Source organism: Nocardioides sp. Root151 (assembly GCF_001427925.1).
Lineage (GTDB): Bacteria > Actinomycetota > Actinomycetes > Propionibacteriales > Nocardioidaceae > Nocardioides.
In genome coordinates this window covers 217,990-231,100 of sequence record NZ_LMGG01000007.1, presented here as the reverse complement: position 1 = coordinate 231,100, position 13,111 = coordinate 217,990, and the positions used below count along the sequence as shown (strand labels likewise).

Genomic DNA, 13,111 nt, shown 5'->3' with positions numbered 1-13,111 from the left:
CCCTACGCGCGAGATCCGGGTCACACGGGGGTCGCTACGGGGGCGGCTGCAGGGGCCTCTCGAGTGCGACGACCTCGGGCGGAAGGCCCCATTCGGCGCCACCCAGTCGCGACACGGGCTGCAGTCGGGACATCGATGGTGAGCCGTCGACCATGGCCTCGTCGCGGACCGTGACGGCGACGACCCGGCCGAGCACCAGGGTGCACGTGCCGACCTCGATCGTGGTGTGCAGGACGCACTCGATCGAGGCCGGTGCGTCGCTGACCCGGGGCGGCGCGACCAGCTCGCTGGGCTCCATCGCGATGCCCAGCGCGGCGGCCTCGTCGACACCGGCCTCGTAGGGAGCGCTGGTCTGGTTGACCGCGTCCATCTGCGGCAGACCGGCCAGGTTCACCACGAATTCACCGGTCGCCAGCACGTTGCGCAGCGTGTCCTTGACGCCGACCGAGGTGAACTGCACGACCGGTGGCCGGTTGCTGGAGACGGTGAAGAAGGAGTGCGGGGCCAGGTTGACGACGCCGTCACCGGAGAGCGTGGACACCCATGCGATCGGGCGGGGTACGACGAGCGCTGTCAGCAGTCGGTAGGGGTTGACGTCGGGGTCGTCGACGGCGAAGACGCGGCGTGGGTTCACGGGAGCCAGCATTGCTCAGACCGCGACGGCCGAAAGACGCGGGTCGCGCCTCCCGAGCAGCTGTGCCGCCGCGTCCACGTCGCCGTCGGCGAGCAGTCGGCGTACCTCGGTGGAGGAGCAGGTGCGTTCGCCGACCCGGACGAGGTCGAGCGCATCGACCCGGAAGCCGTGCCAGGCACCGGCGGCGCGCAGGTAGTCGACGTCGCCGGCGCCGGCCCGGCCGCACTTGAAGTTGCTGCCGACCACGAGTGAGCGCACCCCGAGCCGGGCCACGAGCCCGTCGGCGACGAAGCTCTCTGCCGGTGTGGCGGCCGTGGCCTTGGTGAACGGGAGCACGACGACGCCGTCGACACCGTGCGCCAAGGCCAGGTCGACCCGGTCGTCGACGTCGAGCAGCGCCCGCGGCGCTCGCTCCGGGCAGGTGACCAGCATGGGATGCGGGTCGAAGGTGACGAGGAGCGTCGGCAGTCGCAGCCGGGCGCCGTGCCCGACCGCGCGCCGGGCAAGTGCCTGGTGGCCGCGGTGGAACCCGTCGAAGACGCCCATCGTGACGACCGAGCCGTGCGGGTCGATCTCGTCCCGGGAGGGCCAGTCGTGCCATACGTGACCGCTCATCGTGCTCACCTTCATCGAAGTCTGGATACCCGCGGGGCCGGGCGGGGTGGAGCGCGGCCCCGCGGGTGTCTGTGGTCGGCTCAGCCGCGCTCGAGGACGAAGTCGTAGCTCTCGCGGTTGACGCCGTTGTCGTCGGCCTGCGGGTCCAGGACCAGCTCGGGCTTGGTGGCCTCGGCCACGTCCGAGTCGAGCCACTCGCCACCGGCGAAGTAGAGCTGCGTCGTGATCGTGCGGTGCCCCTCGGCCCGCACCTGGACGTGCAGGTGGGCGGGACGCCACGGGTGCCAGCCCGCGACCTCGATCATCTTGCCGGTGGGCCCGTCCGTCGGGATCTGGTACGGCGCCGGCTGGATGGTGCTGATCTCGAACCGGCCCTCGTCATCGGTGACGAAGACGCCCCGCAGGTTGCCGTCGGGGACGTGCGGCGCGAAGCCGGCGTAGTAGCCGTCGGAGTCGGCGTGCCACAGGTCGACCTCGGCGCCGGCCAGCGGCGTCCCGTCGAGGTCACGGACCTGGCCGGTGAGGACGAGAGGCGTGCCCTTCTCGTCGTCGCGGCGCGGCAGCTCCGCCTTGGCGGGCAGCCTCACCTGGTCGGGCAGGTAGTAGGGGCCGAGGATGGATCCCTTGGTGCCCTGCTGGGACTTCGCGACCTGCTCCTCCACAGCGTGCTCGACGAACACGTCCATGAACAGCGGCCACTCGCCTCCGTCGCCGACCTCCATCAGCCAGGCCTTGGCGGCCTGGAACTCCGGGTAGCTGACGTCGTACTCGGCGATGGCGTCGTGGACGCCCTTGAGCACGGCGGTGACGATCGCGGCGACCCGCTCGGGCGGGGTGTCGGCGACGTCGTGGGCAGCGGCCGAGGCCTTGAAGTTCTCGCTGGCGTTGGCGCCGGACCCGGCAGCCGTGGGTGAGTCCTGGAGAGTGCTCATCTGTCGTTCCTCATTTCCGGTTCAGGATGCGGTTGACGTCGGTGGGGTTGACCAGGTCCGGAACCGTCCAGCCGTCGAGGTCGTACTCCGCCATCATCGACTCGGCGAAGCCCTTCATCGCGTCGGTCTCCCCCTGGGCCTCGGCGGCGAAGAGGATCTCGGCCTTCACGTTCTCGTGGTTGCCGGAGTAGTTGCGCTCGTAGAGCTCGTGGCGGCCACCGAACTCGGTGCCGACGGCGTCCCACAGCGCCTTCATCACCTTGACCCGGTCGACCGCGTCGTAGCCGTTGGAGCCGCGGACGTACTTGTCGAGGTAGGGCCGGACCTCCGGGGTCTTGAAGTCGATCGAGCTGGAGTTCAGGTAGATCAGACCGGACGCGACGTCCTGCATGATGATCTCCTTCACCCGCGGGTAGGCCTCGATCATCAGCTGGCGGTAGACCAGCCCGTAGTCGAGCTTCGGGAGCACCGTGCCGTTGGGGCCCTCGTCGGGGTTCAGCGCCATCGCGTCGGCCAGGGCCCGGAACGCGTTGCGGTAGCCGATCACCTCACCGACCCGGGTCTGGACGCCGCGGAAGTCCTTGGCACCGGTCGCCTCGAGGGCCTTGAGCAGCAGGCCGGCGATGAAGTCGAGCTTCACGGAGAGGCGGATGCAGCCGTGGAACGTGAACCGCGGGATGAAGCCGGACTGCGGGAAGAAGCCGTTGATCTTCTCCACGTCGCCGTAGACGAAGATGTTCTCCCACGGCACCAGCACCTTGTCGAAGACGAAGATGGTGTCGTTCTCGTCCATGCGGCTCGAGAGCGGGTAGTCGAACGGGCTGCCCATCACGTCGGCGGCCATCGTGTACGACGGACGGCAGATCAGCTTCACGCCCGGCGCGTCCATCGGGACGGTGCAGACGATCGCGTACTCCTTCTTCTTGATCGGGAGGCCGTAGTGCGCGATGAAGTTGTAGTTGGTGATCGCCGAACCCGTGGCCACCACCTTGGCGCCGGAAACGATGACGCCCGCGTCGGTCTCCTTCTCGACCCGCATGAAGACCTCGCCGGCCTCGTCGGGCGGCAGGTCGCGGTCGACCGGCGGGTTGATGATCGCGTGGTTCCAGTAGGTGAGCCGCTCCTGGCTCTCCTTGTACCAACGCTTCGCGTTGTCCTCGAAGGGTGCGTAGAACTCGGTGTTTCCGCCGAGCGTCCCGAGGAAGCTCGCCTTGTAGTCGGGGCTGCGGCCCATCCAGCCCCAGGTCTGCCGGGCCCACGCCTCGATCGCGTTCTTGTCCTTGACCAGGTCGGCCGAGCTGTGCGGCGCCCGGAAGAACGGGTGCGTGAAGCCGCCGTTGCCGGTGTCGGTCGGCACGGTGAGTACGCCGGCACCCGTGACCGCGTCCTCGTGGAGCGCGTCGTAGAGCCGCGCGGTCATCCGGACCGGGTTGCGGAACGCCGGGTGCTCGGTGACGTCCTTGACGCGTTCTCCGTAGATCCAGATCTCGCGGTCGTCGCGGATCGACTCGATGTACTCGTCACCGGTCATCGGGCGGACGTCGTTGAGCCCTTCGGTGACGGTGCTGAGCTGGCGGTCCTGGGTGGCGGTCATGGTGTTTCCCTTCAGTGGTTGTGCGCTGTGCGGGGTGCGGTTGGGGGTGCGGTTGGGGGTGCGCTGTGTCGGGTGCAGTGGAGCGGTCAGACCCGCGTCGCCTCGGGCAACGGGGTGAAGCAGGCCGTGGAGTCGAACCAGCCGTGGGCGGGGTTGTCGATCGAGCCGTCCCAGTGGACGCCGGTCTCGAGCGGGCTGAGGTGGCGGAACGTGCCCGCGTGGAACAGCAGCGGGTCGCGGCCGGGGATCTCCACCGACTCGACCTCGCCGATGACGATCAGGTGGTCGCCGCCGTCGTACGTGCGCCAGGCCCGGCACGAGATCGTCGTGGCGGTGCCCTCCAGCACGGGTGCGGTCGGGCCCTCGACCCAGGCCGGCGCGTCGGCGGCCGGGCGGCCGGCGAAGTGCCAGGCCACGTCGAGCTGGTCGGCGGCGAGGACGTTGATCGCGAACGGCTTGTCCGAGAGGTACTCGCAGGCCTTCGAGTTGCGCCCGAGCGTGACCTGGGCCAGCGGCGGGTCGAGCGAGACCGCGGTGAAGGCGTTGACAGTGGCCCCGTGCGGTTCGCCGTCCCCGTTGGTGCACGTGACGACCGTGACGCCGGTCGCGAACTGTCCGAAGGCATCCCTGAGCTGACGGGGATCCATCTCGTTCACCTCCAGTGGTGTACGCTGTGCGTACGACTTGCACGCTTTGCGTTCACTAGACAGTGGCTCACGTCACAGTGCTACGTCAACGGGTGGAACCACCCGTTGCGATACCCATTTGGGCAGGATTGGGAGGCTGCACCTATGAATCAGCCGGACGAGGCGGGAACCGACCGCGATTTCATCCAGAGCATCGAGCGCGGCTTCACGGTCCTGCTCGCCTTCGACGAGGACGCACCGACCCCCTCGGCGACCGAGATCGCCGACCGGACCGGTCTGTCACGCCCGGCCGTACGCCGGATCCTGCTGACCCTGCAACGCCTCGGCTACGTACGCGGCTTGGGGAGCCGGTGGACGTTGACCCCGCGCGTCCTGATGATCGGGGCGCACTTCGCCGCGACGCACGACATCGTGAAGGTCGCCCAGCCGCACCTGCAGCGGTTGACCGAGCTGACCCACGAGTCCTCCTCGTTGAGCCAGCTCGACGGCACCTCGGCGGTGTGCGTCGGACGGGTGCACGTGCACCGGATCATGGGCCTGAACGTCGAGATCGGCACCCGCCTGCCCCTGCACGCCACCTCGATGGGCCGCGTACTGCTGGCCTGGGCCGACCCGTCCGTCGTCGGCGAGGCGGTCGAGGGCCAGCGCCTGGAGGCACTGACGCCGCACACGGTCACCGACCCCGTCGAGTTCCGCGACGTGCTTCACGACGTGCGCACGAAGGGCTACGCGGTGGTCGACAGCGAGCTCGAGATCGGGTTCCTGTCGGCGGCGGTGCCACTGCGCGCACCCACGGGCGAGGTCGTGGCCGCCCTGGCCTACTCCACCTCGCGGGTGCGACACACGGCGGCCGAGGTGGAGTCGGAAGCGGTTCCGCACCTCATCGAGATCGCCGCGGCGATCGAGTCCGACTACGCCGCCGCGGGCGACGTACGGAACCGGCTCACCTCCGGCCGGCGGGACGGGTTCTTCTAGGTGGACTTCGGGTCGTCGGCCAGGGAGATGCGCAGCTGCTCCAGCACCCGGTCGACGGCCGGCGTACGACGCTCGGGGTGCCAGCCGATCGCCAGCTCCACCGTGGCGTTGTCGGTCAGCGGCCGGAACGTGACGCCCGACAGCTGCAGCGCACTCACCGACTCCGGCACCAGCGCCACACCGAGACCTGCCGCCACGAAGACGACCAGGGTCGAGGTCTCGGCGACCTGCACGGCCTTGCGCGGGCTGAACCCGGCGCGCTGGCAGGCGGCCAGCACGGTGTCGTGCAGCACCGAGCGGTGCTCGGACGGATAGGTGACGAACGGTTCGTCGCGCAGGTCGCGCACCCGGACCGACTCGGCCTCGGCCAGCGGGTGGGTCGACGGCAGCGCGACGACCAACGGCTCGCGGCGTACGACGAACACCTCGATGTCCTCATGGGGCACGGGTGTGCGCATCAGCGCGATGTCGATCGTGCCGTCGCGCAGCGCGAGCACCTGGTCGGGCGTGAGCATCTCGCCCTTGACGTCGACCTCGATGTCGGGAAGGGCAGCGCGCAGGTCTCGCGCCAGCTGTGGCAGGAGCGAGTAGGTGGCCGAGCCGATGAAGCCGATCGAGACCCGGCCGACCTCACCGGCGTCCACACGCGCAGCCTCGACGCCGGCCTGGTCGACCGCGGCCAGGACGGCCCGCGTGCGTTCGAGGTAGCGGGCACCGGCCGGGGTCAACGCGACCTGGCGGGTGGTGCGGGTGAACAGTGCGACGCCGAGCTCGGCCTCGAGCTGGCGGATCTGTTGCGACAACGGCGGTTGGGCCATGTGCAGGCGTTCCGCGGCCCGGCCGAAGTGGAGCTCCTCGGCGACCGCGACGAAGTAGCGGAGATGACGCAGTTCCATATCCCCATCATATGAGTAGTTGCGGAATGGATATCCCCAACCTATGGAACTCGGGGCGTTGCCTTCCTAGATTGGGTACATGCCTGCATCAGCAACCGACATCGTCATCTGTGAACCCGTGCGCACGCCGGTCGGCGGATTCGGCGGAGCCTTCGCCGACGTCGACGTCAACGACCTCGCCGCCACCGTCCTGACCGAGCTCACTCGCCGCACCGGACTCGGCGAGGGCGACGTCGACGACGTCGTGCTCGGCCAGTGCTACCCGAACGGCGAGGCCCCGGCGCTCGGCCGGGTGGCCGCCCTCGACGCCGGACTCGGCACCGGCGTCCCGGGCCTGCAGATCGACCGGCGCTGCGGCTCCGGGCTGCAGGCCGTGCTGTACGCCGCGATGCAGGTCTCGACCGGTGCCGCGAACATCGTGGTGGCCGGCGGCGCTGAGTCGATGTCGCGCGCCGAGCACTACGCGCTCGGCCTGCGCCAGGGCGTCAAGGGCGACGGCGTCGAGCTGATGTCGCGCCTGGCCCGAGGGCGCGTCACCGCCGGCGGCAAGCTCCACCCCGTGCCCGGCGGCATGATCGAGACCGCCGAGAACGTACGCCGCGAGTACGGCATCACCCGTGAGGCCCAGGACGCACTGGCCGTCCGGTCGCAGCACAACTGGCGCGACGCCAACGAAGCCGGTCGGTTCAAGGACGAGATCGTCCCCGTCACGATCCCCGGCAAGCGGGGCAAGCCCGACACTGTCGTCGACGTCGACGACCACCCGCGCCCCGGCACGACCCTCGAGGCGCTGGCCGGCCTGCGCCCGATCATGGGCCGCACCGACGACGCGGCGACCGTCACTGCCGGCAACGCCAGCGGCCAGAACGACGGCGCCGCGATGTGCGTGGTGACCACCCGCGAGGAGGCCGACCGCCGCGGACTCGACGCGTTCGTCACGCTCCGCTCCTGGGCCGTTGCCGGAGTCGGCCCCGAGGTGATGGGCATGGGCCCCGTGCCCGCGACGGCCACCGCGCTGTCCCGCGCCGGCCTCACCCTGGCCGACCTCGACCTGATCGAGATCAACGAGGCCTTCGCCGCGCAGGTGCTCGGATGCCTGACAGAGATGGGAATCGACGCCGACGACCCGCGGCTCAACGTCAACGGCTCCGGCATCTCGCTAGGCCACCCGGTGGGCGCCACGGGGGCGCGCATCCTGGCCACACTCTCGCGCGAGATGCGCCGGCGCGAGTCGACGTACGGGCTCGAGACGATGTGCATCGGCGGCGGGCAGGGCCTGGCCGCGATCTTCGAGGCGGTCCGATGAGCCTCCACCACGAGATCACACCGGGCCCGACCGGCGCCCCGACCGTGGTCCTCTCCAACTCGCTCGGCGCCGACCTGCACATGTGGGACCGCACCATCGACGACCTGGCCGAGCACTTCACGGTGGTCCGCTACGACACCCGCGGCCACGGCAGGTCGCCGGTCGTCGAGGGCAGTGCGAGCCTCGACGACCTGGCCGACGACGTGATCGGCCTGCTCGACGAGCTCGACCTCGAGAAGGTCCACTTCGTCGGCCTCTCGCTCGGCGGGATGACCGGCATGCGCCTGGCCGTCCGCAACCCCGACCGCATCGACCGGCTCGTGGTGCTCTGCACCTCGGCGTACCTCGGCCCGGCCAGCAACTGGCTCGACCGTGCCGCGACCGTGCGCGCGAACGGCGCCTCCGCCGTGGCCGAGGCCGTCGTCGACCGGTGGTACTCCCCCGGCTTCCTGGCCTGCGAGACCGACCGCGTGGCCGCGGCCCGTGCGATGGTGTCGAGCGCGAGCGCCGAGGGGTACGCCGGGTGCTGCGAGGCGATCGCCGGCATGGACCTGCGTGACCAGCTGGTCTCGATCACCGCACCCACACTGGCGATTGCCGGCACCGACGACCCCGCCACGCCACCGCCCCACCTCAAGGCGATCGCCGAGACGGTGGTCGACGGCCGCGTGCTCGAGGTGGCCGACTCGGCCCACCTCGCCAACGACGAGCAGCCCGCCGTCGTCAACCCGGCGATCATCGCCCACCTGCAAGGAGAAGACTCATGAGCGTCCCGCTCGACAAGGTCGTCAGCTCGGCCGCCGAGGCGGTGGCCGACATCAAGTCCGGCAGCCAGATCGCCGTGGGCGGGTTCGGCCTGGCCGGCATCCCGTGGTTCCTGATCGAGGCCCTGCTCGAGCAGGGCGCCGACGAGCTCGAGATCGTCTCCAACAACTGCGGCGTCGACGGTGCCGGGCTCGGGCTGCTGCTCGAGGCCAGGCGGATCCGTCGCGNGTACGTCGGGGAGAACAAGGAGTTCGCCCGGCAGTACCTCTCCGGTGAGCTCGAGGTCGAGCTGACCCCGCAGGGAACCCTGGCCGAACGCATGCGCGCCGGTGGCGCCGGGATCGGGGCGTTCTTCACGCCGACCGGCGTCGGCACCGCGGTCGCCGAGGGCGGGCTGCCCTGGCGCTACCACCCCGACGGTTCGATCGCGATGGCGTCCTCGCCCAAGGAGGTGCGCTCCTTCCACGGCCGCGAGATGGTGCTCGAGGAGTCGATCGTCGCCGACGTCGCACTGGTGCGCTGCGCTGTGGCCGACCGTCACGGCAACCTGCGCTTCAACAAGTCCGCGCAGAACTTCAACCCGGCCGTCGCGATGAGCGGACGGCTCACCATCGTCGAGGCCGAGAGGGTCGTCGAGGCCGGCGAGATCGCACCGGACGACGTCCACGTGCCCGGCGTCTTCGTCGACCGGGTGGTCGAGCTGACCCCCGAGCAGGCCAGTCGCAAGCAGATCGAGAAGGCCACCACCACGCCGCGTCCGGAAGGCAACTGACATGACCGACACCTCCGTCAAGATCGGCTGGAGCCACGACGAGATGGCAGCGCGCGCCGCGGCCGAGCTCTCCGACGGCCAGTACGTCAACCTCGGCATCGGCATGCCCACGCTGATCCCGGGCCACCTGCCCGCGGACTCGTCGGTCGTGCTGCATGCCGAGAACGGCATCCTCGGCGTCGGCCCCTATCCCTACCCCGACGAGCTCGACCCCGACCTGATCAACGCCGGCAAGGAGACCGTCACGGTCAAGGCCGGTGCGTCGTTCTTCGACTCGCCGACCAGCTTCGCGATGATCCGCGGCGCCCACCTCGACGTCGCCGTGCTCGGCGGCATGCAGGTCTCGGTCACCGGCGACCTGGCCAACTGGATGGTGCCGGGCAAGATGGTCAAGGGCATGGGTGGCGCGATGGACCTGGTGCACGGCGCGAAGAAGGTGATCGTGCTGATGGACCACACCACGCGTGACGGGTCCTCTAAACTCCTGACCTCCTGCACGTTGCCGCTCACCGGCCGGGCCGTCGTACAACGCGTGATCACCGACCTGGGCGTCTTCGACGTCAACGTCGCCTCGTTCACCGTCGTCGAGCTGGCCCCGGGCGTGACGTTCGAGCAGGCGAAGGCCGCGACCGACGCCCCCCTGGTGGCCTGACCGCCGTACGCCGAACCGCCCCGGAAGGTTCTTCCGGGGCGGTTCGGTGATTTCGGGTCCGGCTGGTCACACGAGCGGGCCCGCGTGGGACCGTCCGACAGGTAAGCAGGCGGCGTCACCGGGACGATTCACGCTCAGTGCCGCCTGCGCCTGCCCCACTTACCTGTCCTACGGTCCGCCAGCGTGCGTGCCTGGCGAATCCAGAGCCGTCCGGTGCGTGCGATGGCAAGGCCGAGGAGGGAAGGCGGCCTTTTGAGCGGAGCGGCCGTCGACCGACGAGAACGCAGCCAGCGTGCGTGCCTGGCGACTCCAGAGCCGTCCGGCGCGTGCGATGGCGAGGCCGAGGAGGGAAAGCGGCCTTTTTGAGCGGAGCGGCCGTCGACCGACGAGAACGCCGCCAGCGTGCGTGCCGGACGGCTCGGCCAGGGTCGTCCGGTGCGTGCGCTGGCAAGGCCGAGGAGGGAAGGCGGCCTTTTGAGCGGAGCGGCCGTCGACCGACGAGAACGCCGCCAGCGTGCGTGCCGGGCGACTCTGAGGTCAGGCGTTGATGTCGGAGGGGTGAGTGGCCAGGGCCGTCACCTTGATCTCCATGTAGGGGAACAGCGGCAGCGCCGAGAGCATCGTGTGCAGCTCGTCGGCGTCGGCCACGTCGAGAATGGAGATGTTGGAGTACTCCCCCGCGATGCGCCAGATGTGCGGCCACTTGCCGGCCTGCTGGAGCTCCTGGGAGTAGGCCTTCTCACGGGCGACGATGTCGGCCCGGACGTCCGGATCCAGGTCGTGCGGGATCCGGACGTCCATGCGGGCGTGGAACAGGGCCATCAGGCGGGGTCCAGGACGAAGTCGTACGTCGTCTGGTTGCCGTTGCCGGACTCGGCGGGCTGGATGTCGAGCAGCAGCTCAGGCTTGACGGCGGAGGCGATGTCGTCGTCGTTGTGCGGGTCGCCCGGGAAGTAGAGTTGGGTGGTGATCAGCTGGTGCTCCGGCGCGGAGACCTTCAGGTGCAGGTGGGCCGGGCGCCAGGCGTGCCAGCCGGCCGCGCCGATCAGCTTCCCGCAGGAGCCGTCGGTGGGGATCTGGTACGGCGCGGGCTGCATCGTGTTGATCCAGTAGCGGCCCTCGTCGTCGGCGGTGATCGTGCCGCGCAGGTTCCACTCGGGGATGCCGGGGGCGAACTGGCTGTAGAAGCCCGCCTCGTCGGCGTGCCACAGCTCGACCTTGGCGTTGGGGACCGGCTCACCGGCCAGGTTGGTGACCTGGCCCTGGAAGAGCAGCGGGGTGCCCTGCTCGTCGTCGCGCATGGGCATCGTCGCCTCGGCGCCGAGCTCGGGTGCGCCGGGCACGTAGTAGGGGCCCTCGATGGTGCCCTTGGAGCCCTCGCGGTCGGCGTTGGCGACCTCTTCGACGACGTGCTCGACCCACACGTCGAGGAACAGCGGCCATTCGCCGTCCCGGCCGACGCCGATCAGCCACGCCTTGAGGGCGTTGAACTCGTCGTAGGTGACCTCGTGCTTGCGGATCGTCTCGTGGACGGCGTCGAGCACCTCGCGGGCGAGCAGGTCGACCCGCTCCTTGGGGGTGTTCGCGACGCCGGCGAGCTTGTCGGTCGTGAACCGCTCCGTGGCGGACGCACCCGAGGCGGCTGCGGTGGCGGTCTCAGTAGCGGCTGACATCTCTGTCTCCCTCTCGTTCGCTGTGCCGATGCGGTTCCGCCGGGAGTGACGGGCACCGGAAGTCCCTTCGAGGCTAGGCCCGAAAATTGATTCAGCACAAGGACTTGTTCTCGGAAGACAAAGAGGTACGACGTCTCAATGGCACCCTAGGCCAGACCTAGGGCTTTGCCGGGTGTGGCTCCGCTCACGACCTGTCAGTGTCGAGGGACACCACCGCCCCACGGCACCTTCGTCCCCGGGGCATCCACCGATCCGGAGGAACCCCATGAGCGAGACCTTGGCGCACGTGCGCGACACCCTCTCCAACGCGGTCGTCGATGACCGTGAGGCCGGCATCTACCGGGCCAACCGGAGCATCTTCACCGACGAGGAGATCTTCGAGCTCGAGATGAAGCACATCTTCGAGGGCAACTGGATCTACCTCGCCCACGAGAGCCAGGTGGCCGAGGCAGGTGACTACTTCACCACCTACATGGGCCGCCAGCCGGTCGTCATCACCCGCGACAAGGACGGCGAGCTCCACCTCCTGATCAACGCCTGCGCGCACCGCGGCGCGATGATCTGCCGCAAGAAGACCGACAACCGCACCACACTGACCTGCCCCTTCCACGGCTGGACCTTCCGCAACGATGGCAGCCTGCTCAAGGTGAAGGACCCCGACGGCGCCGGCTACCCCGAGACGTTCAACGTCAACGGCTCGCACAACATGACGAAGGTGCCGCGCTTCGAGAGCTACCGCGGCTTCCTCTTCGGCAGCCTGAACGACGACGTCAGCACGCTGGCCGAGCACCTGGGCGACACGACCAAGGTCATCGACATGCTCGTCGACCAGTCGCCCGAGGGCCTCGAGGTGCTGCGGGGCTCGTCGACGTACACCTATGACGGGAACTGGAAGGTCCAGGCCGAGAACGGCGCCGACGGCTACCACGTGACCGCGACGCACTGGAACTACGCGGCCACCACCTCACGCCGCGACACCGGCGAGTCCGCCAACGCGACGAAGACGCTGGACGCCGGCAGCTGGGGCAAGTCCGGCGGCGGCTACTGGTCCTACCCGAACGGCCACCTGTGCCTGTGGACCTGGGCCGGCAACCCGCAGGACCGACCGCTGTGGGACCAGATGGACGTGCTCAAGGAGAAGTACGGCGAGGCCAAGGGCGAGTTCATGGTGAAGGGCTCGCGCAACCTGTGCGTCTACCCGAACGTCTACCTGATGGACCAGTTCTCCACCCAGATCCGGCACTTCCGCCCGATCTCGACCGACCATACCGAGGTCACGATCTACTGCATCGCCCCGAAGGGCGAGAGCAAGGAGTCGCGGGCCTGGCGGATCCGGCAGTACGAGGACTTCTTCAACGCGTCCGGCATGGCCACCCCCGACGACCTCGAGGAGTTCCGCTCCTGCCAGCTCACCTTCCAGGCCACCAAGGCACCGTGGAACGACATGAGCCGGGGCGCCGAACACTGGCTGACCGGCCCGGACGACGTCGCCAAGGCCCTCGACATGCCCGGCGTCATCTCGGCCGGGTTGAAGAACGAGGACGAGGGCCTCTATCCCGTGCAGCACGGCTACTGGCGCGACGTGATGGTCGCCGCCGTCGAGGCCGAGGAAGCCGCAGCCGCCCGACGTACCGCCGACCAGGCCTGAGG

At 69.5% G+C, this 13,111-nt stretch carries 14 protein-coding genes and 1 pseudogene; 7 read left to right on the top strand and 8 right to left on the bottom strand.

All coding sequences use genetic code 11. The features are described from left to right. Positions 1–34: 34 nt before the first annotated feature. The 5 genes from ASD66_RS18685 to ASD66_RS18665 all read right to left on the bottom strand — a co-directional run bounded on the left by ASD66_RS18685 (position 35) and on the right by ASD66_RS18665 (position 4,422). Positions 35–634 (bottom strand): flavin reductase family protein, encoded by a 600-nt coding sequence (locus ASD66_RS18685; RefSeq protein WP_235530162.1) that lies wholly within the window; start codon positions 632–634, stop codon positions 35–37. A 15-nt stretch (positions 635–649) separates the two neighbouring features. Then, the gene (locus tag ASD66_RS18680; RefSeq protein WP_057295369.1) at positions 650–1,249 is read right to left on the bottom strand and encodes a hypothetical protein; all 600 of its coding nucleotides are present in this window, start codon (positions 1,247–1,249) and stop codon (positions 650–652) included. Between the two features lie 80 nt (positions 1,250–1,329). After that, on the bottom strand, positions 1,330–2,181 hold the full coding sequence (gene catA, locus ASD66_RS18675; protein ID WP_056682479.1) for a catechol 1,2-dioxygenase: 852 nt from the start codon (positions 2,179–2,181) through the stop codon (positions 1,330–1,332). Positions 2,182–2,191: 10 nt separating this feature from the next. Continuing rightward, a complete protein-coding gene (locus ASD66_RS18670) occupies positions 2,192–3,775 on the bottom strand; it encodes a 4-hydroxyphenylacetate 3-hydroxylase family protein (protein ID WP_056682482.1) in 1,584 nt (527 codons plus the stop codon). Between the two features lie 86 nt (positions 3,776–3,861). Next, positions 3,862–4,422, bottom strand: coding sequence for a flavin reductase family protein (locus ASD66_RS18665; RefSeq protein ID WP_056682485.1), 561 nt, complete (start codon positions 4,420–4,422; stop codon positions 3,862–3,864). Between the two features lie 144 nt (positions 4,423–4,566). On the opposite strand from ASD66_RS18665, the gene ASD66_RS18660 reads away from it, so the two are divergent. Continuing rightward, positions 4,567–5,397: an IclR family transcriptional regulator domain-containing protein gene (locus tag ASD66_RS18660; protein WP_056682488.1), complete on the top strand. Its 831-nt coding sequence runs from the start codon at positions 4,567–4,569 to the stop codon at positions 5,395–5,397. On the opposite strand, the gene ASD66_RS18655 is transcribed toward ASD66_RS18660, so the two are convergent. After that, entirely contained in the window at positions 5,394–6,293 is a 900-nt protein-coding gene (locus ASD66_RS18655; RefSeq protein ID WP_056682491.1) for a LysR substrate-binding domain-containing protein, read from the bottom strand. The two genes, ASD66_RS18660 and ASD66_RS18655, sit on opposite strands and share 4 nt — an antisense overlap. A gap of 79 nt (positions 6,294–6,372) precedes the next feature. On the opposite strand from ASD66_RS18655, the gene ASD66_RS18650 reads away from it, so the two are divergent. The 5 genes and pseudogenes from ASD66_RS18650 (at position 6,373) to ASD66_RS18635 (ending at position 9,788) form a co-directional block, all read left to right on the top strand. Then, positions 6,373–7,599 carry an acetyl-CoA C-acetyltransferase gene (locus tag ASD66_RS18650; RefSeq protein WP_056682493.1) on the top strand — a complete coding sequence of 409 codons (1,227 nt, stop codon included), beginning with the start codon at positions 6,373–6,375 and terminating at the stop codon, positions 7,597–7,599. Continuing rightward, complete coding sequence (gene pcaD / locus ASD66_RS18645; protein WP_056682496.1) at positions 7,596–8,366, top strand: 3-oxoadipate enol-lactonase; 771 nt, start codon at positions 7,596–7,598, stop codon at positions 8,364–8,366. The genes ASD66_RS18650 and pcaD overlap by 4 nt, the downstream gene beginning before the upstream one ends. Further along, positions 8,363–8,591 (top strand): annotated as a pseudogene (locus tag ASD66_RS25395) (CoA-transferase); the annotation flags it as partial. The gene pcaD and the pseudogene ASD66_RS25395, both read left to right, overlap by 4 nt. A gap of 1 nt (position 8,592) precedes the next feature. After that, the coding region (locus ASD66_RS18640) for a CoA transferase subunit A (RefSeq protein WP_235530161.1) at positions 8,593–9,136 on the top strand (544 nt) is incomplete at its 5' end. A 1-nt stretch (position 9,137) separates the two neighbouring features. Next, on the top strand, positions 9,138–9,788 hold the full coding sequence (locus tag ASD66_RS18635; RefSeq protein ID WP_321163511.1) for a 3-oxoacid CoA-transferase subunit B: 651 nt from the start codon (positions 9,138–9,140) through the stop codon (positions 9,786–9,788). 537 nt (positions 9,789–10,325) lie between these two features. Here the strand turns inward: ASD66_RS18635 and catC are convergent. Next, a complete protein-coding gene (catC, locus tag ASD66_RS18630; RefSeq protein WP_056682502.1) occupies positions 10,326–10,610 on the bottom strand; it encodes a muconolactone Delta-isomerase in 285 nt (94 codons plus the stop codon). Further along, the gene (catA, locus tag ASD66_RS18625) at positions 10,610–11,461 is read right to left on the bottom strand and encodes a catechol 1,2-dioxygenase (RefSeq protein ID WP_056682505.1); all 852 of its coding nucleotides are present in this window, start codon (positions 11,459–11,461) and stop codon (positions 10,610–10,612) included. The genes catC and catA (ASD66_RS18625) overlap by 1 nt, the downstream gene beginning before the upstream one ends. 265 nt (positions 11,462–11,726) lie before the next feature. Between catA (ASD66_RS18625) and benA the strand changes: the two genes are divergently transcribed. Continuing rightward, a complete protein-coding gene (benA, locus tag ASD66_RS18620) occupies positions 11,727–13,109 on the top strand; it encodes a benzoate 1,2-dioxygenase large subunit (protein ID WP_056682508.1) in 1,383 nt (460 codons plus the stop codon). Positions 13,110–13,111 lie beyond the last annotated feature (2 nt).